Raw genomic sequence first — 25,174 nt, forward strand, 5'->3', positions numbered from 1 at the left:
GCCAGTCAGGCACCGTCTGCCAGAGTGGTGGGATGCGCTTCATCGTCAAGGTCATCGTCATCGCGCTCGCCCTCTGGCTCACGACGCTCATCGTTTCGGGCGTCAGCGTGGTGCCCTACGAGGACACCCAGCTCGCGACGGTGCTCACCTACCTGCTCGTCGCACTGATCTTCGGGCTCGTGAACGCGTTCATCGGCACCTTCATCAGGATCGTCGCGTTCCCGCTGTACGTGCTGACCCTCGGCCTCATCTCGTTCATCGTCAACGGCCTCCTGCTGCTGCTCGTCGACTGGATCAGCGATCTCATGGGCTTCGGACTCGTCGTCGAGAGCTTCTGGTGGGGCGTGCTCGGCGCCCTGGTGCTCGGCCTCATCAGCTGGCTCATCGGCCTGGTGCTGCGTCCGGTGTCGAAGGACTGAGCTCCCGCCTCGCGACCCACTGGGTCATCTCTCCCGTGCCTCCGCCGGTGAACTCCGCGAGCTGCTCGCGGAACTCGACGAGTCGCTGCTCCTCGGAGGCGTCGATGAGCTCCGCGGTCTCGCGGTAGCGCACGAGCTGGTGAGCGGGCAGCACATCGTCGTACTCGACCCCCGGCTCGAGCACGCTCCGCGAGACGGTGAGCCGGTCGGGCGACGGATGCCCCCACCCGCCGGTCGCCGGGACGAGATCCTCCTCGTGCTCGACCGAGAGCAGGGGCACTCCCTCGCGGAGCTCCGCTGAGGCCACCGGGCCGCCGGCGCTCACCGCGGCGACGACGTTCAGTTCGGGGTCGCCCGCGAGCGTCGCCGCCACGGTGCCTCCGCCCGAGTGCCCGATGGGGATGAGCGGGTCGCCCGGCTTCGCCCCGGCCTCGGTGAGCGCCAGACGGACCGCGCGCTCGACCGCCCCCGAGTCCGCACCGGCGACGCGCAGCGCATCGAGCGCCGAATCGTCGGCGATGCCGTGCAGGTTGTTCGTCATGTCGTTGGTCTGGGCCCCGGCCGTCGTGGTGAAGTCGACGGTGCCGCCGATGTAGACGACCCACCTCGGATCGTCCGCCGCCCCGTATCGCTCCACCCTGATCTGCGCGGCGGCGTCGGAGGTCGGAATGCGGTCGAGGAGATCGGCGATGCCGGCGGGGGCGGTGACCGACCCGTCGAACGGCCGCGCTTCGGCGCGAGCCGTCTGGTGGCCCGCCCTCCGATCGGCACGCCCGTCGGGGAGCAGGGGGCTCACTCGCACGGGCCCGTCGACGAGCACACGACTGCCGTAGGCGACGCCGAGCAGCCCCGCGACGCCGAGGAGGAGCGACGCGGACTCCGGCGCGCGGATCTCCGAACCGATCGCCATCGCGCCGGGCAGACGGAACACGCCGCCGATGAACTCGTCGGCCGAGTCCATGGCGGTGCGGACGGCGCGAACGAAGTCCGGGTCGGAGAGCACGTGCCTCTGCCCGGCGAGCCAGGTCTCGAGCGGTGTGCGCCACCCGAGCGCATGCGCGCCGATGGCCGCGCCGCCGCCGATCACGATCGCTGGAACCGCAGTCACGGCCGCGCTGCCCACGAGCCACGCGAGCGGGCCGCCGCTCATGCGCCAGAGCGCCTCGATGACCCCTTCGGCCGCGCCGTACCGCTCGGCGCTCTCGACCAGCGCCTTGCGAAGACGCCCGGCGTACTCCATCGCCTCGTAGAGGTGCGTCCGCGCCATCGCGATTCCCCACGTCGGCGAGGTCGTGTCCCACGGCCCTGCCGCCGGTTCCGACAGATCGAGTTCGGCGAGGCCGACGTGGATGACCCGGGCTCGTTCGCGCCAGTCGGACGCCACCGACACGGTGCCGCCCAGCCTGACGGCGTCCGCGAACAGCTCGTCGGTCGCGACGGCGGTCGAGCCGCCGCCGCTGAGGGTCAGCGAATCGTCCATGACGCCTCGCCTCGCGTGATCGGCGCGGACTGCTCGCCTGCCGCCGCGCGTTGCAGTTCGAGATGGTCCTCCATGCGGCGGATGCGGTCGACGAGTGCCGCCTCGGCGTCGACGAGCCCGTCGCGCGCCGCGAACACTCGTGCGCGGAGGTTCACGAGACCCTGTGCGTATCCGTCGGCCGCCGCCGAGCGCCAGACGCCGTTCGACGCCGGGACGAGCCGGTGCACGGACTCGTCCACCTCGGCAAGCAGCGACCGGAGCATGAGGAGATGTGCAGCGGCATCGTCGATGCGCTGCTGCGTGATGACGCCGCCCTTCAGGGGAGGCGCGAACGGATCGGAGTCGAGCATGCTCCGAGTGTCGCGGCCGAGCCGGGCGGAGCGGGCCGACGACGGCTCCGCCGTGCGCCGACGACGCATGACGCGCCTGTGGAGGGGGAGTGACGCCTCAGTCGGCGAGCACCTCGTCGAGCGCGTGCACCCCGACTCGGCCGAGACGCCCTCCGGTGCCGATCGTGTCGACGATCGCGCTGCCGAGCACGAGCGCCCAGCCACGGGCGCGATCCCACATCGCGTCATCCGTCTCTCGTCGCCGCTCGACCTCTGCGCGGAACGCGGCGCGCGCCGGCGCGCCGAAGGTGAGCCAGGCCGTCGCGAGGTCGCACGCCGGGTCGCCGGCGCAGACGTCGCCGAAGTCGACGACGGCGGCGAGGTCGCCGGATGCCGCGAGCACGAGGTTCGCCGGGTGCAGGTCGCCGTGCTGCCAAATCGGCGGCCCCGACCATGGATTCGCGGCCAGAGACCGGTCCCAGACGGCGCGGAGCGCCTCGATTTTTTCGGATTCCGGCGCGACCGCGAGGCCGGCCCCGAACCCTCGCTCGAGCCGGCCGCGGACGACCTCGTCGCGCTCGGCGAGTGGCACGCCGCGGTACGCGTTGACCGGTGCGTCGGCCGGCGCGGGCACCCCGAGCTCGGCGACGAACGCCGCGAGCGACGCCGCAGCAGCCGCTCGGGCGGAGGGCTCCACGTCGGCCGCGCTCGCGCCGTCGAACCACGGCAGGATGCTCCACGGGAAGTCGAACCCGAGCTCGGGCGCCGGCCGGCCGATCCGCACGGGAGCAGGCACCGGCACCGAGACGCGGCGGGCGATCCCGGGCAGCCAGCGCTGCTCGTGCAGCACGAGGCCGGCCGCGATCGTGCGGCGCGGCAACCGCACGAGGTGGTGTTCGCCGAGTCGGAACATCGCGTTGTCCCAGCCGTTCGCGAGTCGCACGATCGGGCCGGCGAGGTCGGGGTGCTGCGCCGCGACGAGCGCCGCCGCGAGCCCCGCGTCGACGGGGATGTCGGGCTCGGGGGCATCCGTCATCGTCATCGCCCCCGTCCGCCGCGTCGTTCGACCGCCCAGCGTATCGCCCCCGAATTGGTGCTGTGCGATCGGCCGAGGTCGGCCACAATGGAACCCATGACGCGAGCGGAACCCGCGGGGGACGTCGCGCAGCCCTTCCGGGTGTCATTCGTGTGCACGGGCAACATCTGCCGCTCGCCGATGGCCGAGGTCGTGTTGCGCGCCCACGCCGAACGGGCCGGGCTCAGCGGTCGGCTGGCCATCGAGTCGGCCGCGACCGGGGACTGGCACGTCGGCGAGCCCGCCGACCAGCGCACCATCGACGCGCTGGACCGCGCCGGGTACGACGGCCGGCATCATCGCGCGCGCCAGTTCGATGCCGCCGACTTCCCTCGTCTCGACCTCGTCGTCGCCTTCGACCGCGGTCAGGCCAGGATCCTGCGCAACTGGGCGCCCGCGCCGGTCGAGCAGGAGAAGGTCCGGATGCTGCTCGAATTCGAGCCCGATGCGACCGCCCTGTACGACGTACCCGACCCCTACTACTCCGACGAGGCGATGTTCGACCGAGTCCTTGAGATGATTGAACGGTCGACGTCGGCGCTCTTCCGGCAACTCGCACCAGCACTCAGACAAGGAACCCGATGACTTCGCTGCCTCCCCAGCCGCTCAGCCCCCTCGACGGTCGGTACCGCTCAGCGGTCGGCGAGCTCGGGGAGCACCTCTCGGAGGCCGGCCTCAACCGGGCGCGCGTGCACGTCGAGGTCGAGTGGCTGATCGCCCAGACCGACCGCGGCTTCTTCGGCTCCACGCCGCTCACCGACCACGAGAAGGCGAGCCTGCGCCAGGTCGTCGCCGACTTCGGCCAGCCCGACATCGACGAGCTCGCGGGCCTCGAGGCCACCACTCGGCACGACGTCAAGGCCGTCGAGTACTACGTGCGCCGCCGCCTCTCCGACCTCGGGCTCGACGCCATCTCCGAGCTCACGCACTTCGCCTGCACCAGTGAAGACATCAACAACCTCTCCTACGCGATCACCGTGCGCGACGCCGTGCGCGACGTCTGGCTGCCGAAGTACCGCGGCGTGATCGAGACGCTCGAGTCGCTCGCCCGCGAGCACCGCGACGCCTCGATGCTCTCTCGCACCCATGGCCAGCCGGCGACGCCGTCGACCATGGGCAAGGAACTCGCGGTCTTCGCGTACCGCCTGCGGCGCATCGAGCGCCAGATCGAGGCGACCGAGTACCTCGGCAAGTTCTCGGGCGCGACCGGCACGTTCTCGGCGCACGTCGTCGCTGCGCCGGATGTCGCGTGGCCCGAGGTCTCCCGCGAGTTCGTCGAGTCGCTCGGCCTCACCTGGAACCCGCTGACCACCCAGATCGAGTCGCACGACTGGCAGGCCGAGCTCTACGGCAAGGTCTCGCACGCCAACCGCGTGCTGCACAACCTCGCGACCGACATCTGGACCTACATCTCGCTCGGCATCTTCCGCCAGATCCCCGCGCCCGGCGCGACCGGCTCGTCGACGATGCCGCACAAGGTCAACCCGATCCGCTTCGAGAACGCCGAGGCGAACCTCGAGCTCTCGAGCGCGGTGCTCGACTCGCTCGCGGCGACCCTCGTGACGAGCCGCATGCAGCGCGACCTCACCGACTCGAGCGCGCAGCGCAACATCGGCCTCGGCTTCGGGCACTCGATGCTCGCCCTCGACAACATCACGCGCGGCCTCGGCGAGATCGACCTCGACCTGGCCGTGCTCGCCGCCGATCTCGACGGCAACTGGGAGGTGCTCGGCGAGGCCATCCAGACGGTGATCCGCGCCGAAGTCGTCGCCGGCCGCTCGACGATCGCCGACCCCTACGCCATGCTCAAGGAGCTCACCCGCGGCAAGCGGGTCGGCGCCGCCGAGCTCGCCGCCTTCGTCGAGGGCCTCGAGATCGGCGATGCCGCGAAGCAGCGCCTGCTGGCCCTCACGCCCCAGACGTACACGGGCATCGCCTCGGAGCTCGTCGACCGCCTCGGCTGAGTCGAAGCCTTCGCTTGGTCCTGCATGACGGGACGCGCAGTCGGGACGGCCATGCGCTTGAACCCGCGCGCGAGCATGCCCGAAGCCTGGTGGCGAATGTCCGGATGGCTCGGTGAGCATCGCAACTGACATCGGAGGTTTCTCGGGGTTTCATCGCCGAAAGGTTGACTCTGACCCGGATCGTTCATAGCGTGGCCGCTAGAGATCGGATGTTTCCACCCGATTCTGAGCTCGGCACACCATGAACAAGGGAGTTCCCGTGTCTGATCATCCTGCCCTCGAGGCGAACGCCGCACCGTTACGACGTGACCTTCGTCGGACGATCGCCGGCGCCGGCCTCGCGGCACTCGTCCTCTCCGCGCTCCCCGCCCTCCCGGCGTACGGCGCCGAAGCGGCCACGATCTTCGTCGCGACGACCGGCGACGACGCCAATGCCGGAGCGTCAGCTGCGGCCCCGGTGCAGTCGCTGGCCAGAGCACAGGAGCTCGTCCGCGAAGTCCTCCCCGACGGCGCTCCGGTCACGGTCGAGCTCGCCGAAGGCGACTACTACCTCGATTCGACCCTCGCCCTCACCAACGCCGACTCGGGCACTGCTGCAGCACCCGTGCGCTGGGTCGGCGCCGGCGCCGGCGCGACACTCAACGGCGGCCGGCAACTGATCGGCGGCTGGACCCCGACCGAGGGCGACCCGAGTGTCATGATGACCGATGTCCCCGCTGGGATCGACTTCGACGAGCTCTTCGTCGACGACGTGCGGCAGGTCATGGCCCGGTACCCGAACTGGGACGACGACGCTCCGCGCCTCGAAGGCACGACGACGCTGGCCACGCTGAACTCGCGCTCCGCCGACTGGGCCGAGCCGACGACGGGCTACGTCCGCGCGATGCACTGCCACGACTGGGGCAGTGTCTCCTTCACGATCGCCGGACGGACGAGCGACGCGCTCGACCTGAGCTTCGTCGGCGACAACAACCGCCCGCAGGACTGCAACGCGACCCTGCCGTTGAAGTCCGATGCGGTCATGGTCGAGAACATCCGCGAAGAGCTCGATGCCACGAACGAGTGGTTCCTCGACCGCGCGGCCAACAAGCTCTACCTCAAGCCCGCCGAGGGCATGGACCTCTCCACTGCGACCGTCGAGGTCGGCGAACTCGACGAACTCGTCACGCTGACGGGCGCCTCCCCGGCCGACCCGATCCACGACATCGCGTTCGAGAACCTGAAGTTCGAACGGACCCACCGGACGCTGTTCGACAACGAGTTCGTGAACCTCTCGCGCGGCGACTGGTCCGTGGTGCGCAAGGGTGCGGCCACGGTGAGGAACAGCCGGGGCGTGACGTTCACGGGGTCGTCCTTCACCGGCCTCGGCGGCAACGGCATCTTCCTCGACGGCTACAACAGCGGCACGGCGATCACCGCGAACCGGTTCGAGAACAATGGAGCGACCGACGTCCACGTCGTCGGCTCACCGGATGCCGTGCGCGACTACGCCGACAACTACTTCACGACCCCGCGGATCAGCGACCTCGAAAGCGGCCCGAAGACCGACGACTACCCGCGCGACGTCCTCATCGAAGGCAACGTCATGCGCAACAACGGCCGCTACGAGAAGCAGACCTCCTCCGTCAACATCGCGATGGCCCTCGACATCACCGTCCGGGGCAACTCGCTGTCCGACAGCCCTCGTGCGTGCCTGAACTTCTCCGACAACACGTGGGGCGGGCACCTCATCCAGGACAACGACATCTTCGACTGCGTCCGCGAGACCGGCGACAACGGCTCGATCAACTCCTGGGGCCGCAGCCGATTCTGGAAGACCGGAGCCGCGAACAACGCCTTCGCGAGCCTCGCCGACGGCGTGACCTTCATGGGCAACACCGGTGGACCCCTGACTGCCGAGCAGGCCCGGGCCATGATGAAGCTCGACGTCGTCGAGCCGATCACGATCGACCACAACCGGTTCTGGCACGACGGCGACTGGGCGATCGACCTCGACGACGGATCGTCCAACTTCATCATGACGAACAACGTCCTCCTCAAGGGCGGCGTCAAGCTCCGCGACGGATTCGACCGGACGCTGCGCAACAACCTCATCCTCGACGGGTCGACCTTCGAGCAGGTGAGCTACATGCCCGGCGGCGACGTCATCGAGCAGAACGTCACGCTCGGCGCCCTCCCCTACAACAACGTCCTGAACGACCCAGCCAGCGCGAAGTACACGATCGGCAAGAACCTCTTCTGGAACGCCGGCGCGGCGATCGACATCAGGCCGAAGGGCGGTGCCACCGAGAAGCTGTCCACCGACGGGGCGACGATCAACACCGCCTCGACGTGGCACGCAGCGGGGATGGATCGCGATTCGGCCGTCGGCGACCCGGGGTTCGTCGACGCCAACCCGACCGGGAACTACGACTTCACCGTCGCAGACACCTCGCCGGCGCTGTCCCTCGGATACCAGAACATCCCGATGACGGGCTTCGGCGCCGCCGGTGGCGCGCTGCCGCCGGAGGCCGTGCTTCCGACCGGAACGAACGGCCCGGATCCGATCGAACTCGCCCGACGCAAGTACGTCGAGAAGATCTGGGGCTCCGACATCGCCAACATCACGACCAAGGCGGAGCAGTCGTCGTACGCGATCAGTGACTACAAGGGCGTGAAGTTCACCTCCATTCCGGCCGACAGCCTCGCCGCGGCGGCCGGCCTGCAGACGGACGACCTCGTCCGAACGATCAACGGCATTGAGGTCACCGAGGAGCGCAACTCGTTCTGGCAGGCGTACAACGCCCTGCCCGCCGGCGCATCGATCGAGCTCGACGTGCGCCGTGCGTCGACGAACGTCAGCGTCGAACTGACCAAGCCCGTCGAACCCGAGATCCTCAACAACAGCTCGGGCGTCGTCTACCGGAGCGCGGCGGCACCGACCCGGGAATCGTGGATCTGGCGCGACGCGTCGCGCGGCGGTGCGAGCGCATGGCTCGACGACATCGACGCGACGCAGAACCTCGGCGACTCATGGGAGCTGACGTTCAACGGAACGGGAATCGACATCATCTCCCAGGTCAACACCGACCTCGGCGATGTCGACATCGCGATCGACGGGAAGCACTTCACCACGCAGTCCTTCCACAACGCCAGCCGACTGCACCAGCAGACCGTGCTCTCGATCGGCGACCTCGCTCCCGGCATCCACACGATCACGGGAACGATGACGTCGGGCGACTACATGATCGTCGATGCGTTCAAGACCCACCCTGCGGCCGAGCCGACCGACACCGAGCTCGAGACCTTCGTGCTCGGCCTACCGAGCAAGCTCGCCGTGAAGTCCGGCTCCACGGTGAAGTACACGGGTCAGGTGTTCGCGCCCGACGGCTCCGTCCCGGTGGGCACCCTGACCATCACCGACGGTTCCGCCGTCGTCGCCACGGTCGAGATCGCCGCCACGGACGAGGGCAGGTTCAGTGCCAAGCTGCCGAAGCTCGAGCGTGGCGTGCACGTGATCGGTGCGACGTTCACCGGCACGGCACCATTCGCCGACTCGTCAGCGGCTCCGGTACCGATCCTGGTCTGGTAGGCCAGGGAGATGCGGCAAGGGCCCGGATCCGGTATCGCACCGGGTCCGGGCCCTCGCTCGGTCGTGGGGCCGGGAGCGAGCCGCGTCAGCGGCCGGGCGTGCCCGGCTCGGCGGGGCCGTCGGCCTCATCGGGCTTCGAGGCATCCGGCGCAGTCGGGGCGTCGGGGGCAGAGGCATCCGGCGCCCCGCCCTCGATCTCGGCCGACTCCTCGGCGTTGGGCTTCATCGCCATCGAGAGCAGTGCGAGCGTCATGAGCACGGCGATGAACGCGATGCCGGCGACGATCAGGCCGAGCATGAGGTCGCGGGTCGTGACGAGCACGACGACCCCCGTGAAGATCGCGGCGATGGCGGCGCCGCCGACGTACTCGATGGGGCGGAGCATGTCGCGCCGGCTCGGCTTGTACTCACCGGGGGTGTTGGTCACGAGTGCTGCTCCGTTCCAGGGGCGTCGGGCGCGGCATCCGCTGGGCTGGTGGCCCACTTCAGCGAGAACCCGCCGATCACGAGGTACACGCCGAGGATGACGAGGTAGCCGCCGAGCAGGCCGACCGCGGTGACGGCGTCGAGCGGGAGGACGAGGAAGACGATCGCGAGGATCGCGGTGAACGCGCCGACGGCGATCCAGTCGCGGGCGGCGGGCGTACGACCGCGGGCGCGGAGGCCGGCGAAGAGCTCGAGGATGCCGGTGATGGCCGCCCAGACGCTCACGAGGTAGAGCAGGAACGGCAGTCCGCCGGGCACGGTGAGCGCGAGGAGGCCCGCCGCGACGGTCACGACGGCGGCGATCACGAAGAACGAGCGGATGCCGCGCTCCTCCGTGAATCGCAGCGACAGCGCCCCGGTGATGAGCCCCGACGCGACGGCCCACCCGCCGAAGACGAGCAGCCCGAACTCGGGGGAGTGGTTCTGCGAGAACGTGATGACGGCGGCGGGCACGAGTGCCAGGATTCCGCGGACGACCGGGACGACCCAGTACCGGGCGCGCTCGGGAGCGGCGGCGATGGCCACGACGACCTCTTTCACATCGATTGGGGTACCGATCCATCCTACGTTGGAGGCGCGGGTGCCGAGTCCGGGGCCGCTGCCGCATCGACGACGGGTGCGTTCCGGGCGACGAGGGCGGCCCCGATGCGGTGCAACTCGCGGCGGAGCGACTCCGGCTCGACCACCTCGAGGTACTCGGCCCACCCGGCGAGGCCGCGCGCGATGATGACCTCGGTCGGGGCGGTGACGACGACGCGGGAGCGCCCGGGGTCGAGTTCGGTCGCGTCGACGGCCCGCTGCCCGAAGTGCGTGTGCAGCAGCGGCACGATGCCCGAATCGACGACGATCGTCGCGGTCGCCGCTGCGCGCTGCTCGTCGACCGCGGCGGTGACGCGCTCCCAGACCTCGGCCAGGTCGAGGCCCTCCGGCCGCACGGCCGCTTCTTCGGTGGGCACGGCATCGAGCATGCGGTCGACGCGGTAGGTGCGCTCGGCGCCGTCGACCGCCCCGAGCAGGTACCAGTGCTCCTGCTTCTGCACGAGGCCCCACGGGTCGACGACGCGATCGGCGGGCTCGCGGTTCCACGCGGCATAGCGGATGCGGAGTCGCACCCGGTCGACGATCGCCGCTTCGAGCACGGGCAGCAGCGCGGGTCGCTCGCGCGGCGGCCGACCCCACTCGCCCGGGTCGATGACGACGGCTTCGGCCGCCGCCTCGGCGTCGGTGCGGAAGGTCTCCGGCAACGCGCGCACGAGCTTGCGCAGGGCGGCCTTCGCTTCGGGAGCGAGGGATGCCGCGGGGCCGACCAGGAGGAAGAGCGCCCGGGCCTCACCGGCGGAGAGTCCGCTGAGGTCGGTTCGGGCGCCTCCGAGGAGCTGCCAACCGCCGCCTCGACCGGCCTGCGGGTACACCGGAATGCCCGCGGCGGACAGCGCCTCGAGGTCTCGCCGGGCCGTCGCGACCGACACCTCGAGCTCGTCGGCGAGCTGGGCCGCGGTCACGCGACCGCGTGCCTGCATGGTCAGGAGGACAGCGACGAGGCGGTCTGCGCGCATGTCTTCATTCTCGCCGCAAAAGTAGTCAGAGGATGAGCACTTCTGTGTTCGAGACTGGTCTCACCAGTTCGAATCCGGATGTCGCACCCGAAAGGAACCGCTCATGCTCAGGGGATTCTCCACCGTCAGCTACTACGCCGCAGACCTCGAGGCGGCCACCGCCTGGTACACCGAGGTGCTCGGCATGGAGCCCTACTTTCGGCGGCCGGGCTACGTCGAGTTCCGCGTCGGCGACTACCGGCACGAACTCGGCATCATCGACGCCCGGTACCGCCCGACCTCGTCCGACGTGCCGGCGGGAGAGATCATCTACTGGGCCGTCGACGACGTCGCGGCCGCGCACGACCGCCTCATCGCACTCGGCGCGACGGGCTACCAGCCGCCGATGGAGCGCGGCCCGGGCTTCACCACCGCGTCGGTCGTCGACCCGTTCGGCAACATCCTCGGCGTGATGTTCAACCAGCACTACCTCGACGTGCTCGCCGGGCGGTGAGCCGTCGTGCGCCGGGCGGTGAGCGCAGGCTCACCGCCCGGCGAGGCTAGAGCGTCCGCAGGATGTCCTCCACGCGCTGCTTGGCGTCGCCGAAGAGCATCTGCGCGTTCTCGCGGTGGAAGAGCGGGTTCGCCACTCCGGCGTAGCCGGCCGACATCGAGCGCTTGAACACGATGACGTTCGACGCCTCCCACACCCGCAGCACCGGCATGCCGGCGATCGGGCTGCCCGGGTCCTCCGCGGCAGACGGGTTGACCGTGTCGTTCGCGCCGATCACGAGCACGACCGACGTCGCGGCGAAGTCGTCGTTGATCTCGTCCATCTCCTCGACGATGTCGTAGGGCACCTTCGCCTCGGCGAGCAGCACGTTCATGTGCCCCGGCAGCCGGCCCGCGACGGGGTGGATGCCGAAGCGCACCTCGACGCCGCGTTCGCGCAGTCGGCTCGTGAGCTCGGCCACGGGATACTGCGCCTGTGCGACGGCCATGCCGTAGCCCGGCGTGATGATGACGGACGCGGCCTCGCGCAGCATGTCCGCGGCATCCTCTGCGTTGACCTCGCGGATCTCGCCCTCGGCCTCGCCGTCGCCCGACGACGTCGGCGCCGCGATGCCGAACCCGCCCGCGATCACCGAGATGAACGACCGGTTCATGGCCTTGCACATGATGTACGAGAGGTAGGCACCCGAGGAGCCGACGAGGGCGCCGGTGACGATGAGCAGGTCGTTGTTCAGCAGGAAGCCCGCCGCGGCCGCCGCCCAGCCCGAGTAGCTGTTGAGCATCGAGATGACGACCGGCATGTCGCCGCCGCCGATGGATGCCACGAGGTGCCAGCCGAGCGCGAGGGCGAGGGCCGTCACGACCACGAGGAGCCACAGCTCGGGGGTGATGACGTACCAGACGGTGAGCACGACGAAGGCGACGAGCGCCCCGAGGTTGAGCACGTTCTTGCCGGGCAGCATGAGCGGCGCCGACGACATGCGGGCGGAGAGCTTCAGGAACGCGACGATCGAGCCCGTGAAGGTGACACCGCCGATGAAGACGCCGATGAAGACCTCCGCATGGTGGATGTCGAGCAGGGCTCCACTCATGCCCGTGACCTCGAGGGCGCCGTTCCAGCCGACGAGGACCGCGGCGAGGCCGACGAAGCTGTGCAGCAGGGCGATGAGCTCTGGCATGCCCGTCATCGCGACGATGCGAGCCCGCCAGAGGCCGATCGCTCCGCCGACGAGCACCGCGACGACGAGCAGGATGAGCCCGGTCGTCGCCTGCGGCGAGCCCCAGGCGCCGGCGAACGTCGCGTACACGGTCGCGACGAGGGCGATCGTCATTCCGGCGATGCCGTAGTTGACACCGGCTCTGGCGGTGTCGTGCCGACTGAGCCCCGCGAGGCTCATGATGAACAGCAGCGCCGCGACGATGTAGGCGGCTCCGGCGATCGATGCCGGGGTCAGCAGGGTCGTCGCCTCTGCGGCGTTCACGAGATCAGCCACGGTCGGCTCCAGTCCTGCCTGCCGCGAACATCGCGAGCATGCGTCGGGTCACGGCGAAACCGCCGAAGACGTTGATGCTGGCCAGCAGCACGGCGACGGCCGAGATGATCTGCACGACGAGCACGTCGCTCGTGATCTGCACCATCGCGCCGACCACGATGATGCCCGAGATCGCGTTCGTCACGCTCATGAGCGGCGTGTGCAGCGCGTGCGCCACCTTGCCGATCACGTAGAAGCCGACGACGATCGCGAGCACGAGCACCGTGAAGTGCTGCGGCAACGGCGGCGGGGCGATCGCGTTCACGGCGAAGAGCGCCGCGATGCCGATCGCGACGAGCACGACCTTCTTCACGGGCGACATCGGCTGCTGGGGTTCCGGCCGCGCCGCGACATCCTTGGCACCGACAGCCGAAGCGGATGTCGCGGCTCCCGGTGCCGCTGAAACCTGCACAGGTGGTGGCGGCCAGGTGACGGCGCCGTCTCTCGCGACGGTCACCGATCGCTGCACGACGTCGTCGAAATCGAGCACGGGCTCGCCGTCCTTGCCCGGGGTGAGGAGCTTGACGAGGTTCACGACGTTGGTGCCGTAGAGCTGCGAGGCCTGCGTGGGCAGGCGCGAGGCGAGGTCGGTGTAGCCGAGGATCACGACGCCGTTCGGCGTGACGATGCGTTCGCCCGCGACGGAACCCTCGACGTTGCCGCCCATGCCGGCGGCCATGTCGACGATGACGCTGCCCGACTTCATGCTCGCGACGTCGGCCGCGGTGAAGAGCCGCGGCGCCGCACGGCCCGGGATGAGCGCGGTCGTGATGACGATGTCGACGTCGGCGGCCTGCTCGGAGTAGATCTCGGCCGCGCGCCGGTCGTAGTCCTCGCTCGTCGCCTTGGCGTAGCCGTCGGTCGACTGCTCGACCTCGACCTCGACCTTCAGGTACTCGCCGCCGATCGACTTCACCTGGTCGGCGACCTCCGGCCGCGGATCGGTGGCCCGCACGATGGCACCGAGGCTCGACGCAGCGCCGATGGCCGCGAGACCCGCGACGCCGGCACCGGCGACGAGCACCTTGGCCGGCGGTACCTTGCCGGCCGCGGTCACCTGGCCCGTGAAGAACCGGCCGAACTCATGCGCCGCCTCGACGACTGCGCGGTATCCCGCGATGTTCGCCATCGAGCTGAGCACGTCCATCGACTGCGCGCGCGAGATGCGCGGAACCGCGTCCATCGCGAGCGCGGTGACCCCGCGGGCCGCGAGCGCCGAGAGCAGCTCGGGCTTGAAGGCGGGAGCCAGCAGGGCGATGAGGGTGGCGCCGGGAGCCAGCAGCCCGATCTCGGCCTCGGTCGGCGCGTTCACCTTCAGCACGAGATCGCTCGCGAACGCGGCGACGCCGTCGACGAGGTCGGCGCCCGCCGCGATGTACGCGTCGTCGGGGAAGGCCGACCGCGCTCCGGCCCCGGCCTCGACCACGACCTCGTAGCCGAGGGCGATCAACTGCTTCACGGTCGCCGGCGTGGCGGCGACGCGGGTCTCGGGTCTCTGCTCGGTGACGACCCCGATGCGCGTCATGCGGTACTCCTCATTCGTCTTCTCCATCGAAGCGCTCTGCTTCACCATCGAAGCGGCCGCCCGGTCGCGACGCGCTCGCTCAGCGTAGAACGCCCACAACGAGATCTGGTCGGATTTCTCCGGAATCCGATACGAAGGAACTGCGGTTCTTTCGCGTGGCGGAACTCCGCACTGTCCGATGATCGATCGAGGCGTTCTAGTATCGGACGAGCACCGAGGGTGCCGAACACATCAGGAGGGCGGGCCGATGGTCGCAGACGACGCCACCCGGGCCGGGTCGCAGACGCTCAGTCGCGGCATCCGGATTCTCGAGATCCTGGCCGATGCCGACAGCGCCCTCTCCATCGACGAGGTCGCTGCAGCGCTCGGCGTGCACCGTTCGGTCGCCTACCGCCTCGTGCGCACGCTCGAGCACCACGGCCTCGTCACCCGCGACGCGGCCGGGCGCCTCACGCTCGGCACGGGGCTCGCGGCCCTCGCCTCGGGGGTCGCCCGCGACCTGCAGCACCTCGCGCTGCCCGAACTCAACGCGGTCGCGAACGAGCTCGGCATGACCTGCCTGCTCGCCGTGCTCGTCGACGCCGAAGAGGCGGTGACGCTCGTGAGCGCCTCGCCGCGCCAGTCCGTGGCCGTGGTGTCGTACCGGCCGGGCCACCGGCATCCGATCACGCGCGGCGGGCCGGGCAAGGCGATCCTGCTGAGCCTGCCCGAGAGCGCGTGGCCGGCCGAGGTGCCGGGCGGCCTGAGCGACGAGATCGCCGAGAGCCGCCGCCGCGGCTACGCCCTCAGCCACGACGAGGTCGTGCCGTCGCTCGGGTCGGTCGCGGTCCCGCTCATGCTGCCCGGGCAGCCGCCGGCGTCGATCGCGGTGATCCACGTCTCGTTCTCGCGGCCTGAGGCCGAGATCGCCGAGCGGCTGCAGGTCGCCGCGGAAGCGGTCGCGCGCGCCTACGGAGCCTGACCGCTCGTCGCGCGCGACCCGCTGCCGTCGCTCAGCGGGGGAGCATGGCTCCCGCGAAGAACTCGCCGAGTTCGGCGGTCGCCGACAGCGGCAGCACATGCGCGACGTACCCGTCGGGTCTCACCACGACGACCGCGCCGTCGCGCGAGATGCCGCGCTCCTCGAAGATGTCGGTCGGGCACCAGAAACTCGGTCCGGCGGCGAAGACCTTCTCCCAGTCCATCAGGCCGAGCGGCCCGGTGTTCGGACGGAACATCTCGGGGGCGCGGGTGATGTCGATCGCCTCATGCGGCTGCTGGTAGATCACCTTGACGTCGAACACGGCGTCGACGTCGGCGCCCTCCGGGGTGAACCGCGCGAGCGGCGCGTCGGGCGACGACATCCATTCAGCCCATTCGTTCAGAGCGGATGCCTCGCCCGCACCGGGCGCGTCGGCGAAGGCGTACACGCGCCAGCGGCCGTCGGCCTTCGCGTGGTGCCCGAGATGCACGACGTTGCCGTCGCAGACGAACGACACCTGCGACGACTTGAATCGCTTGCCGATCGGGAACCCGGTCGCGAGCTCCTGGTGGTCGGCGTCGCCCGTGATCATCGACGGCCCGTACTGCGTCATGAAGCCCGACGGGAACTCGGCGGTGCCGAGATAGAAGGTCGCGAGCTCCTGCGGGTCGGAGATCTCCTCGGGCTTGCGCGCCATGAGCGATGACCACTCGCGGTCGAAGTCGATGAGCTGCTGGGCGACGGGCTGCCGCTCGGCCGAGTAGGTCGAGAGCAGCGACTCGGGCGCGAGCCCCGACACCACCGAGCCGAGCTTCCAGCCGAGGTTGAAGCCGTCCTGCATCGACACGTTCATGCCCTGACCGGCTTTGGCGCTGTGCGTGTGGCACGCGTCACCAGTGAGGAACACACGGGGCGAGGCATCCGCCTCATCGCTCGAACGATCGTCGAAGTGGTCGGTGACCCGGTGCCCGACCTCGTACACGCTGAACCAGGCGACGTCGCGCACGTCGAGCGTGTACGGGTGCAGGATGTCGTTGGCCTTCGCGATGATCGCCTCGATGGGGGTCTTCCGCACCTCGTGGTTGTCGTCTTGAGCGACCTCGCCGAGGTCGATGTACATCCGGCTGAGGTACCCGCCTTCGCGGGGGATGTGCAGGATGTTGCCCGCGACCGAGTTGATCGCGCACTTGGTGCGCCAGTCCGGGAAGTCGGTGTTGACCACCACGTCCATCACGCCCCAGGCGTGCGCCGAGATGCCGCCGAGGTGCTTGCGCCCGATGGCCTCGCGCACGCCGCTGCGGGCGCCGTCGCACCCGGCGACGTACTTGGCGCGCACGGTGCGCTCTTCGCCGGCGCGCTCGCCCGCGACGTAGCGGAGCCGCACCTCGACGGGGTAGTCGCCCGCCTCGGGCGTGCCGGACTCGTGCACGGTGAGCCCCGTGAACTCGACGCCGTAGTCGGGTGCGATGCGCCCGGGGCCGTGGACGGCGGCTTCGGCGAAGTAGTCGAGCACGCGCGCCTGGTTCACGATCAGGTGCGGGAACTCGCTGATCTTGTAGCCGTAGTCTTCAGTGCGCGACGTGCGGATGATGTTCTGCGGCGCCTCGGGGTCGGGCCCCCAGAAGTTCATGTAGCCGATGTTGTAGGCCTCGGCGATGATGCGCTCGGCGAAGCCGAACGCCTGGAACGTCTCGACGCTGCGCGGCTGGATGCCGTCGGCCTGGCCGAGCACGAGTCGGCCGTCTCGGCGCTCGATCACGCGGGTGACGACGTCGGGGTACTGCGAGAGCTGTGCCGACAGCAGCATGCCCGCCGGACCCGAGCCGACGATGAGCACGTCGACCTCGTCGGGAAGCGCTTCGGGTCGATCGATGCCGACGCCGGCCGCGGGCTGCACCCGCGGGTCACCGGACACGTAGCCGTAGTGGTGGAACTGCACAGCTTCTCCTCACTGCTCTGTGGGCACGTCTCGGTGAGCGGGATGCCTTCACCACCGTGTTCGATAATAGAATGTTGCATTCTCATATCGCGCACTCATCATAAGCCTGCCGTCGAGGGCAGGCAAACGCCGTGATCAGCGCGCCCGTGGGCGACCGGTTGCAGCACCGTGGGCGATGTTGCATGCTGGCCGGAGGGGGCCGACGTGGACTCCAGCGAGGACCGCATCCGTGCATTGCAGCGCGTCGCGTTCGGTGTGGACGCGACGGCGGACCAACGCGCGCAGGCCCTCGCCGAGCTCGCTGCGCTTGACTCCGACCCGGAGCGTCAGGGCAGTGCTGAGACGGATGCCGCGGCTGCAGCGGGTGCCACGGCCGCACCGGCGCCGCCGGGCTCTGGATCGACCGGCGCGGAATCGACCGGCGCGGGATCGACCGGCGCAGACGATGCCGGGCGCAGACGCCTCATCCGCTGGACGGTCGCCGCAGCTGCCGCCGGCATCGCCCTCGGAGGCCTCCTCGGATGGATCGTCGCAAGCGTCCTGGCCGAATCCGAGGCCCCGTCGGCGGGTCCGCCCGCCGCAACGGCGGATCCTGGGCTGCCACTCGAGGACACCGAGCTCCTCGCCATGTTCGACCGACTCCCGCCGGCCGCCGAGTCGGCGCGGGTCGCCGCCGTCGAGGATGCGATCGATCCCGAATCCGTTCGACTGCTCGCCACACGGGTCGACGGGCCGACCGCGTTCCTGGCGAGAACCGCCGAGGGCGGCGATGTGTGCCTGGTGATCCTGCTGCCGAACGGCACCGCCCGCAGCGAGTGCACCGTCGAGGGTCGCCTCCCCTCCGACGGATTGACGATCTCGTACGGCGCCTACGGCTACGGGTTGGCGGCGGCGCAGCTCGACCCGACCGGAAGCGTCTCGCTCGGGCTCGTCATCTCATACTGAGCCGCGACTCAACTCGCGCCGACGGAGCCGGCCGGGGAGACCCCGGTGACGCGCGGCCACCAGCACCGCACGGTCAGGCGATAGCGCCGGAACTCGTCGCCGAAACGCGCCTCCAGGTCGGATTCCTCGTGCGGCCGCACCGCGTAGTTCCACACGAGCGATCCGAGGATCGCGTAGACGACGACCATCCATGAGGAGAGGATGAGGCCGACAGCCACCCCTTGAACGATGCCTGAGACCGCCATCGGATTGCGGACGTAGAGGTACGGGCCCGCGATGACGAGACGATTCGGCATCGCGGCCGGCAGCGGCGTCCCGTCGCCCCTCGTCGACATCGCGGCGGCCGACCAGATTCCCAGCGCACTCGCGAGCAGGAGCATCACGAGCCCGACGACCCAGATGAACGAGGGGAACACGATCGCGAGCCCCCAACGCTGCTCGAGGACGTCGATGACGAGCGGGAGCACCCCGAGGAACAGACCCCAGAAGACGAGTATCTGAGCCGCGGTGCGGGTCGCGTGCACCGACACCGCGGCCCGGGCATCGGCGGGAGCGAAGGCGAAGGGCCACACGAGGATCCACTCGGTCGGCACCCGCCCGAGGATCAGGAGGCACAGGGCGAACACCGACCCGGCGGCGGCAGCGGCCATCAGCAGCACGCCCCAGCCTGCTTCGGACGTCATGGTCGCGTACACCGCGAGGGCGACCGTGACGGCGACCGTCCATCCGGTGGCCACGACGGCAGCCGGCCGCAGGGCCGAACGCGGCGCCCGCCGAGGCGCCGACGAACAGCGGCACATCGAGGACGGCGATGAGAACGGGGTCGAGGCCGCCGAGCGTCGCCTCGCGCACGGCGGGCGACAGGAACACTGCGACCCACCATGCGGCGCCGGCGATCGCCTGCACGGCGAAGTACCTCGGACCCCAGCGCATGGGCATACGGTAACACCGTCCGATCGGCTCGGGATCGAGCCGGAATCGGCACGGTGTGTGAACAGCCGAAGCTAGGCTTCGAGCGTGACTCCGCCGAATGAACGACCGAAGATCGTCATCACCAGCGTCGACTCGGCCCCGGCCGATCTCGTGGCGCAACTGCCCGTGCACGCCGAGCTGGTGCGGATCCTGCCGGGTTCGGACCGACCCGACTACAGCCTGGCCGTCGCCAAGAAGCCGATCCACTTCCGCACCACCGTGGTGGCCCTCGAGCAGGCCGGCGTCGACCCGAGCTCGGCGGATCCGCAGATGATCAGGGTGCATGAGGACGGCTCGGTCGACCTCCTCGTGTTCGGGCTCGTGCTGTGCGCCCGGATCGCCGGCGAGACGATCCACCTCGGCATGCAGGACTTCCCGGTCAACATCGCCTACATCATCGACAACACGCAGCTGGGCGACGCTGCGGTGGACTTCTCCAAGAGCTACTTCGCCGCGATCGGGTTGATCAGCATGGATGCATCCGACTCGCCGGTGTCACACGCGTAGAGCCGAGGCTCGGCTTCCCGTCGCCAGCACATCCGTGGAATCGCCCCCAGCCGCCTCGCCGCGTCGCCGCCGGGCCGCGGCGACTCGGTCGATCACCAGTCCGATCATGAGGGCGAAGGCGACGCCGATCACAGCACTGAGCAGCGGCCGGCCCTCGAGCCATCGGCCGGCCACGATTCCGATGCCCGCACTGTACATCGCCCACGTGACGCCGGCGACGGCGCTGACGGGCACGAAGCGACGGAGCGGATAGCGCACTGCACCGGCGGTCATGTTGACGACCACACGGCCGACCGGGATGTAGCGGGCGCCGAGGAGGACCGTCGTCCCTCGGTACGCAAGGGTGCGCTGCGCGCGAGCGAACGCCGCGGAGACCCGCTGGCCTCGCATCCAGCGGAACCGCGTCGTGCCGACGGCGCGTCCGATCGCGTACGCGATGTTGTCGCCGATCATCGCGCCGATCGCCGCGACGAGGCACAGCAGCAGCACGGTGGGGAAGTCCCCGGCTGACGCCGCCACGGCTGCGGCGGCGACCAGCACCGTCTCACTGGGTATGGGCGGGAAGAAGCCGTCGATGACGGCCGTTGAGAACATGACGAGGAGCAGCCACGGCGAAGCCGTGGCCTGCAGGATGAAGTCGTTGAGAACGTCCACCTCTCGACGCTACGAACGGCACTGTCGGCGGCGCATCACTCCGAGGTACCGCCCGCGTGATACCAGGGAGTGATCTCACGGCACGCGAGTCGGACGCCGGTACCCGCGGATCTGCTGCGCCGGCTGACGCTCAGCCCAGCGGGATCGCGGTGAGCGGTGATCCCGTATCCACGTAGAGCGTGCCGTTCGGAACGAGTGCCGCGCGGATGCAGGCCAGAGCCGGGGCGTACAGCTGCGGGTGGCGGCCATCGAGAGCACCGACGCGGCACGCGACCGCGAGGTCGAACAGCGGAGTGCCGGATTCCAACTCGAACTCCTCCACTGATGCGCACATCGTCGAGAGCCGGCCGGAGTCGACCTCCTCCCTGCAGTTCGCACGGGTGCGCCTGATGCCGGTCTCGGAGCGGTCCAGCACGAGCACATGCCCGTGCGGCCCGACACGCGCCGCGATCTCGCGCGCGGCGGCCCCCGGCGCGCCTCCGATCTCCAGGACGCGCAGACCCGGTTCGAGAGGCAATGCGTCGACCACGCGGCGCAACCTGGTGGAAAGCTCGCTCGTCATCAGATCCTCCGTCCACGCCTGCGGGCCCTCACGAGCGCGAGCACGCCGAGCGCGATGAGCACACCGAGGAGGGCGAGGGCGAGCGGCCGGAACGTCTCCGCCCACGGCCAGGCTGGGCCTTCGAGCGTCAGGTCGTCCACGGGGTATTCGAGCACTTTCGCCGTCCATTGCGCGGTGGCCACGTCGGTCGTTCGCGCGAGGTCCTGCAGCACGGCGTCGAAGGCGAAGCCCGCCCGGTGGTGGGGGTACTGCACCGGATCCATCCCCGGGACGGCCTCGTGTTCGGTCGTACCGGGGATGATGAGGCGATCGAGTCCGGCCCCAGTCTCGGTGCGCGGCACGAAGGTGAGACCGTGGCGGGACTGCACGGGCCCGACGCCCACGGCGACAGTGCCCACGGCGAGCGACTGCCCGTAGGTGTCGAAGACCGAGGCGAGCTCGATCTCCCCGACCCCGTCGGTGAGTTGGACGCCGATCCGCGGCCGGTCCCAGCCGAACGCGGTGTTGAGCGCCACGACGGCATCGGATGGCGCGAGACGCGCCTGCTTCATCGGCGCGGCGCCGTCGGGGTCGTAGTGCGGCCACTCGATCTCGCGTGCCGCTTCGGCCGCGGCATCCGCACCGATGAGTCGGTCGACGACGTGCAGGGTTCCGTCGATGCCCGACAGGATGCCGGCTGTGCTGATCACGTCGCCGTCGTCCACGTACCTCGTGCCACGCACCCAGTCGACGGCCGGGTACGTGTCGTCCCATTCATCGAGGCGCAGCCAGTGCGCGGTCGCCCGGTGGCCGTCGAGGAGCCCGGCCGAGGCGACGACGGCCGACCCGTTGCAGACGCTGAGTATCAGCGCTCCGCCGTCCGCCTGCGCCTCGAGCCAGTCGATGACGGGCTTCGTCGTGGGGCGGCCGACATCGGGCATGGCGGGGACCACGACGAGGTCCGCCGATCCGCCCAGAAGATCGTCGAGTCCCGCGAAGGTCAGGTCGGGCACGAGGTCGAGCCCGCCGGTCAGCGGCACCGGGTGCTCCCCGCTTGCCACGGTGTAGACGTTGAACCCTCCCGTGGCGGCGAGGATCTCGTAGGGCGCGAGCGTGTCGGACACGACGGCGCCCTTGTCACCGACGACGACGACCGCCGTGGGTCTGGTCGGGTCGTATTCGACCGGTGCGGGCGACGGGGAGGCGCCGTCGGTTCGCGGTTCGTTCAACGCGAGGGCACCGATGACGGCCGGGGCGCCGAGCGCTGCGGGAAGCGCCACGGCGGCGAGCACGAGCACGATGACTCGGAGCAATGCACGCATGGAGGTCACCACCCGTACTCGCTGCGGCGACGCAGCATCGCGACCAGCATGGCGGGCAGCATCAGCACGTGGCCGGCGGTCATGAGCGCCATGGCCGGCAGCACCCCCGCCCAGTGGAACGGCAGCAGCACCAGGAACGGCACGTACATCGCGGCCGACATCTCGGCGATGGCCGGCAGGCCGTGGCCACGGATCCGCATCCACACGGCCATCCCGATCGACATGTCGGTGGCCATCACCAGCACCTGCGCGGTCGTGTTCTCGCCGAGCCCCGGCCAGGCCCAAGCCCAGACCGGACCCAGCACGACCATGCCCAGCACCATGGCGATCACCATCTCGACTCCGTGCAGCACGAACCGCAACACCGACGGTCGTCGTAGGTTCGTCTCTTCGTGGTTCATCTCGACTCCTCTCGGATTTCCAGCGTTCGGATACCGGAATTCTCCGAGAGGCGGAGGCGTGCGTCAGGTGCAGAAGGTCATGCCCCGGGTCACGTTCGAAGTGTGACCCCGCTGACGCCCGTGGATGGGAAGCGTCAGAGGATGCCGAAGTCTCGCGCGCGGAGGGCCGCCTGCGTACGGTCGCGCACCTCGAGTTTCGCCAGCACGCTCGTGACGAGGTTCTTCACCGTGCCCTCGGCGAGGAACAGGGCGCCCGCGATCTCGCGGTTGCTGCGCCCCTCCGCGAGCAGCCGAACCACGTCGACCTCTCGCTCGGTGAGCGGATGCTCCGGCGGCGGCGCATCCTGCGGCATCCGTGCCACCCGTGCGACGACCTTCGCGGCCACCGACGGCTGGAGCACGGATTCGCCCCGATCTGCCGCGCCGAGCGCTTCGACGAGCTTCGCCGAGGTGACGTCCTTGAGGAGGTATCCGACTGCGCCGGCGCGCAGCGCCGCGAACACGTCCTCGTCGTCGTCGAAGGTCGTCAGGGCGAGCACCCGCACGTCCGGTTGCTCCGTGCGGAGACGTGCGGTGGCGGCGATGCCGTCGAGCACCGGCATCCGCAGGTCCATGAGCACGACGTCGGGATGCAGCCGGCTGCTGCGCAGCACCGCCTCCTCGCCGTTGCCGGCCTCGCCGACGACCTCGATCCCCTGCTGCACCTCGAGCAGCGTCGTGAGCGCCTCGCGGAAGAGCGCCTGGTCGTCGGCGACGAGCACGCGGATCGTCATCCCGGCACCTCCACAGTGAGCGTGAGTCCGGTGGCGCCGGCCGGGTCCAGCGAGATCCGGCCGCCGAGGTTCGCCATCCGCTCGCGCAACCCGGTGAGCCCGAAGCCGTGTCCGGGCGTCTCGGGAAGGCCCCGACCATCGTCGCGGACCTCGAGCCTGACGTGATCCTCAGCGGAGAAGTCGAGGACGACGGTCGTACTGCTGGCGTCCGCGTGCTTGCGGACGTTGGTGAGGCCCTCCTGAGCCGCACGGAACAGCGACTCGTCCACTTCCGCACGGATCGTCCGGGGCCGGCCGAGCACCTCGAGCTGGGTCGGCACGCCCGCCTCGGTCGCCTCGTCGGCGAGCGTCTGCAGTGCTTCCGGAAGCGCTGGGCGGTGCTCGCGCAGGGCAGCCACCGACCGCCGCACCTCGGCGAGGGCCTGGCCCGACTGATCCTGCGCCGTCGCCAGCATCGCATCGAGTCGTTCGGGCTCGGTTGTCCGGATGACCGCGCGAGCCGCCTCGAGCTGCATCTGCACGACGGTCAGGTGATGTCCGACGCCGTCGTGGATGTCGCGTGCGAGCCGGTTTCGCTCCTGGATGACCGCCAGTTGCTCGGCTTGGGCGGCATAGCCGCGCAGTCGTTCGTTGGCTTCGGCGAGCTCGGCCCGTGCCTTCTGCTCCCGCACCAGGAGCCACGTCACGACGAGCGTGAACGTCGAGGCCGCGAGGGTGCCGAGTCCCTCGCGCAGTCCGCCCTGCCAGTCCATCCCGAGATGCACGAGCGGGATGACGGCGGCGACCACGGCCGCGGCCGGCAGCGGAAGGAGCAGGACGCTCTGCGAGACGAGGACGACGAGCAGCAGGATCGATCCGACCGCAGCGCCCGAGAGTGAGAACAGCACGAAGCCGAGCGACAGCTGCACGGCCACGTAGGCCACCGCCCACCAGATCGAACGGCCCTGTACGAGACGGAACCCGAAGATCGCGAGCAGCGTGAATGCGAGCCCGACGAGCAGGGTCGGCAGCGGCTGCTGCTCGAAGCTTGCGGATCCGAGCGGCAGCGTCACGTATGCGACGACGGTGAGGATAGCCAGTGCCCACTGCACGGTTCCACTGTGAGGGGCCCGGCCTTCCAGGTCAACCCGTGTTGGGCGCCCTCGGGGGAGTCGATTAGGCTCACCCGCGTGGACGAGACGGATCCAGAGTTCGCGCGCACCGCAGGCGCTGCCACCGGCGTGGGCGCACCGTCCGACCGGTCCGACGGTCCGATCCCGCCCCGCATCCGCATCCGTTGGGGCTGGTTCTTCGGGTGCATCGTGCTCGGCCTCGCCGCCATCGTCGCCGGGTGGTTCCTCGTCTCCCCGGCGAGCCGCCTCGGCTACGTCGGCGGCGTGCTCGCGGGCGTCGGCACGACGCTCCTGCTCGTGGGGATCGTCGTGCTGCTCGAGCGGCGCATCGTCGACACCGCGGTGAGGGTGGTGCAGGATGCGAACAAGGCGGCGCGCATCCGCGCCAATGAAGAGCTCCGCGCTCAGATCAGCGACTTCGAGGACCGCGTCGCCGGAATCTGGGAGACCCGAGCCCCGCAGGACGCCGCCGAGCAGACGCGCCGCATGAGCGACGAGTTCACGAAGCGCATGGTCGACGGATACGCCGAGGACGACGAGACGCCTTCCGCCTAGGGTGCGTCGATCGCCCCGACGGGCGCGCCGAATCTCCGAGGTGGTCGGTCACTCACCTCGGAT

General features: G+C 70.0%; 25 protein-coding genes. 9 read left to right on the forward strand and 16 right to left on the reverse strand.

From position 1 onward, the window contains the following. The first annotated feature begins 32 nt into the window (after nucleotides 1-32). Nucleotides 33-419 carry a phage holin family protein gene (locus tag ASE14_RS11610; RefSeq protein WP_056654718.1) on the forward strand — a complete coding sequence of 129 codons (387 nt, stop codon included), beginning with the start codon at nucleotides 33-35 and terminating at the stop codon, nucleotides 417-419. Here ASE14_RS11610 and ASE14_RS11615 read toward each other — a convergent pair. The 3 genes from ASE14_RS11615 to ASE14_RS11625 all read right to left on the reverse strand — a co-directional run bounded on the left by ASE14_RS11615 (nucleotide 382) and on the right by ASE14_RS11625 (nucleotide 3,264). Further along, nucleotides 382-1,899, reverse strand: coding sequence for a hypothetical protein (locus ASE14_RS11615; RefSeq protein WP_056654719.1), 1,518 nt, complete (start codon nucleotides 1,897-1,899; stop codon nucleotides 382-384). The genes ASE14_RS11610 and ASE14_RS11615 overlap by 38 nt on opposite strands. Beyond that, nucleotides 1,884-2,249 carry a hypothetical protein gene (locus ASE14_RS11620; protein ID WP_157372946.1) on the reverse strand — a complete coding sequence of 122 codons (366 nt, stop codon included), beginning with the start codon at nucleotides 2,247-2,249 and terminating at the stop codon, nucleotides 1,884-1,886. Before ASE14_RS11620 ends, ASE14_RS11615 begins: the two co-directional genes overlap by 16 nt. Before the next feature lie 97 nt (nucleotides 2,250-2,346). After that, nucleotides 2,347-3,264: an aminoglycoside phosphotransferase family protein gene (locus ASE14_RS11625; protein ID WP_056656275.1), complete on the reverse strand. Its 918-nt coding sequence runs from the start codon at nucleotides 3,262-3,264 to the stop codon at nucleotides 2,347-2,349. Nucleotides 3,265-3,360: 96 nt separating this feature from the next. Here ASE14_RS11625 and ASE14_RS11630 point away from each other — a divergent pair, with 96 nt between their 5' ends. The 3 genes from ASE14_RS11630 (at nucleotide 3,361) to ASE14_RS11640 (ending at nucleotide 8,838) form a co-directional block, all read left to right on the forward strand. Next, nucleotides 3,361-3,888, forward strand: a complete 528-nt coding sequence (locus tag ASE14_RS11630) for a low molecular weight protein-tyrosine-phosphatase (RefSeq protein ID WP_056656277.1) — start codon at nucleotides 3,361-3,363, stop codon at nucleotides 3,886-3,888. Further along, on the forward strand, nucleotides 3,885-5,267 hold the full coding sequence (purB, locus tag ASE14_RS11635; protein WP_056654721.1) for an adenylosuccinate lyase: 1,383 nt from the start codon (nucleotides 3,885-3,887) through the stop codon (nucleotides 5,265-5,267). Before ASE14_RS11630 ends, purB begins: the two co-directional genes overlap by 4 nt. Nucleotides 5,268-5,526: 259 nt before the next feature. After that, nucleotides 5,527-8,838 carry a right-handed parallel beta-helix repeat-containing protein gene (locus ASE14_RS11640; RefSeq protein WP_157372948.1) on the forward strand — a complete coding sequence of 1,104 codons (3,312 nt, stop codon included), beginning with the start codon at nucleotides 5,527-5,529 and terminating at the stop codon, nucleotides 8,836-8,838. Nucleotides 8,839-8,923: 85 nt separating this feature from the next. Here the strand turns inward: ASE14_RS11640 and ASE14_RS20115 are convergent, their stop codons facing one another. The 3 genes from ASE14_RS20115 to ASE14_RS11655 are packed head-to-tail and all read right to left on the reverse strand — an operon-like array spanning nucleotide 8,924 to nucleotide 10,880. After that, entirely contained in the window at nucleotides 8,924-9,265 is a 342-nt protein-coding gene (locus tag ASE14_RS20115) for a hypothetical protein (protein WP_235511265.1), read from the reverse strand. Then, complete coding sequence (locus ASE14_RS11650; RefSeq protein ID WP_082600596.1) at nucleotides 9,262-9,849, reverse strand: HdeD family acid-resistance protein; 588 nt, start codon at nucleotides 9,847-9,849, stop codon at nucleotides 9,262-9,264. Before ASE14_RS11650 ends, ASE14_RS20115 begins: the two co-directional genes overlap by 4 nt. 38 nt (nucleotides 9,850-9,887) lie before the next feature. Next, a complete protein-coding gene (locus tag ASE14_RS11655; RefSeq protein WP_056654724.1) occupies nucleotides 9,888-10,880 on the reverse strand; it encodes a YafY family protein in 993 nt (330 codons plus the stop codon). Nucleotides 10,881-10,983: 103 nt separating this feature from the next. Between ASE14_RS11655 and ASE14_RS11660 the strand changes: the two genes are divergently transcribed. After that, complete coding sequence (locus ASE14_RS11660) at nucleotides 10,984-11,373, forward strand: VOC family protein (RefSeq protein ID WP_056654725.1); 390 nt, start codon at nucleotides 10,984-10,986, stop codon at nucleotides 11,371-11,373. Between the two features lie 46 nt (nucleotides 11,374-11,419). Here ASE14_RS11660 and pntB read toward each other — a convergent pair whose 3' ends face one another. Then, complete coding sequence (gene pntB / locus ASE14_RS11665) at nucleotides 11,420-12,865, reverse strand: Re/Si-specific NAD(P)(+) transhydrogenase subunit beta (RefSeq protein ID WP_369816481.1); 1,446 nt, start codon at nucleotides 12,863-12,865, stop codon at nucleotides 11,420-11,422. Next, nucleotides 12,858-14,429 carry a Re/Si-specific NAD(P)(+) transhydrogenase subunit alpha gene (locus ASE14_RS11670; RefSeq protein WP_056656285.1) on the reverse strand — a complete coding sequence of 524 codons (1,572 nt, stop codon included), beginning with the start codon at nucleotides 14,427-14,429 and terminating at the stop codon, nucleotides 12,858-12,860. The genes pntB and ASE14_RS11670 overlap by 8 nt, the downstream gene beginning before the upstream one ends. A gap of 247 nt (nucleotides 14,430-14,676) precedes the next feature. On the opposite strand from ASE14_RS11670, the gene ASE14_RS11675 reads away from it, so the two are divergent. Continuing rightward, nucleotides 14,677-15,390 (forward strand): IclR family transcriptional regulator, encoded by a 714-nt coding sequence (locus ASE14_RS11675; RefSeq protein ID WP_056654726.1) that lies wholly within the window; start codon nucleotides 14,677-14,679, stop codon nucleotides 15,388-15,390. 31 nt (nucleotides 15,391-15,421) lie between these two features. On the opposite strand, the gene ASE14_RS11680 is transcribed toward ASE14_RS11675, so the two are convergent. Further along, nucleotides 15,422-17,329, reverse strand: a complete 1,908-nt coding sequence (locus ASE14_RS11680; protein WP_056654727.1) for an FAD-dependent monooxygenase — start codon at nucleotides 17,327-17,329, stop codon at nucleotides 15,422-15,424. 204 nt (nucleotides 17,330-17,533) lie between these two features. Between ASE14_RS11680 and ASE14_RS11685 the strand changes: the two genes are divergently transcribed. Further along, complete coding sequence (locus ASE14_RS11685) at nucleotides 17,534-18,274, forward strand: hypothetical protein (RefSeq protein WP_056654728.1); 741 nt, start codon at nucleotides 17,534-17,536, stop codon at nucleotides 18,272-18,274. Nucleotides 18,275-18,282: 8 nt separating this feature from the next. On the opposite strand, the gene ASE14_RS11690 is transcribed toward ASE14_RS11685, so the two are convergent. Continuing rightward, nucleotides 18,283-19,011 (reverse strand): isoprenylcysteine carboxylmethyltransferase family protein, encoded by a 729-nt coding sequence (locus ASE14_RS11690; protein ID WP_369816482.1) that lies wholly within the window; start codon nucleotides 19,009-19,011, stop codon nucleotides 18,283-18,285. A 280-nt stretch (nucleotides 19,012-19,291) separates the two neighbouring features. Between ASE14_RS11690 and ASE14_RS11695 the strand changes: the two genes are divergently transcribed. Beyond that, nucleotides 19,292-19,753: a hypothetical protein gene (locus ASE14_RS11695; RefSeq protein WP_056654729.1), complete on the forward strand. Its 462-nt coding sequence runs from the start codon at nucleotides 19,292-19,294 to the stop codon at nucleotides 19,751-19,753. Here ASE14_RS11695 and ASE14_RS11700 read toward each other — a convergent pair. The 6 genes from ASE14_RS11700 to ASE14_RS11725 all read right to left on the reverse strand — a co-directional run bounded on the left by ASE14_RS11700 (nucleotide 19,742) and on the right by ASE14_RS11725 (nucleotide 24,535). Then, a complete protein-coding gene (locus ASE14_RS11700; RefSeq protein WP_056654730.1) occupies nucleotides 19,742-20,407 on the reverse strand; it encodes a DedA family protein in 666 nt (221 codons plus the stop codon). The genes ASE14_RS11695 and ASE14_RS11700 overlap by 12 nt on opposite strands. Before the next feature lie 130 nt (nucleotides 20,408-20,537). Then, nucleotides 20,538-20,969, reverse strand: coding sequence for a cyclopropane-fatty-acyl-phospholipid synthase family protein (locus tag ASE14_RS11705; RefSeq protein WP_056654731.1), 432 nt, complete (start codon nucleotides 20,967-20,969; stop codon nucleotides 20,538-20,540). Then, entirely contained in the window at nucleotides 20,969-22,270 is a 1,302-nt protein-coding gene (locus ASE14_RS11710; protein ID WP_056656288.1) for a DJ-1/PfpI family protein, read from the reverse strand. Before ASE14_RS11710 ends, ASE14_RS11705 begins: the two co-directional genes overlap by 1 nt. A gap of 5 nt (nucleotides 22,271-22,275) precedes the next feature. Then, nucleotides 22,276-22,671 carry a hypothetical protein gene (locus ASE14_RS11715; protein ID WP_056654732.1) on the reverse strand — a complete coding sequence of 132 codons (396 nt, stop codon included), beginning with the start codon at nucleotides 22,669-22,671 and terminating at the stop codon, nucleotides 22,276-22,278. A 134-nt stretch (nucleotides 22,672-22,805) separates the two neighbouring features. Further along, nucleotides 22,806-23,444, reverse strand: a complete 639-nt coding sequence (locus tag ASE14_RS11720; RefSeq protein WP_056654733.1) for a response regulator transcription factor — start codon at nucleotides 23,442-23,444, stop codon at nucleotides 22,806-22,808. Beyond that, on the reverse strand, nucleotides 23,441-24,535 hold the full coding sequence (locus tag ASE14_RS11725) for a sensor histidine kinase (RefSeq protein ID WP_056654734.1): 1,095 nt from the start codon (nucleotides 24,533-24,535) through the stop codon (nucleotides 23,441-23,443). Before ASE14_RS11725 ends, ASE14_RS11720 begins: the two co-directional genes overlap by 4 nt. Nucleotides 24,536-24,613: 78 nt before the next feature. Between ASE14_RS11725 and ASE14_RS11730 the strand changes: the two genes are divergently transcribed. Then, a complete protein-coding gene (locus ASE14_RS11730) occupies nucleotides 24,614-25,111 on the forward strand; it encodes a hypothetical protein (RefSeq protein ID WP_056654735.1) in 498 nt (165 codons plus the stop codon). Nucleotides 25,112-25,174 lie beyond the last annotated feature (63 nt).

The organism is Agromyces sp. Root81 (assembly GCF_001429165.1).
In the GTDB taxonomy this organism is placed as follows: Bacteria; Actinomycetota; Actinomycetes; order Actinomycetales; family Microbacteriaceae; genus Agromyces.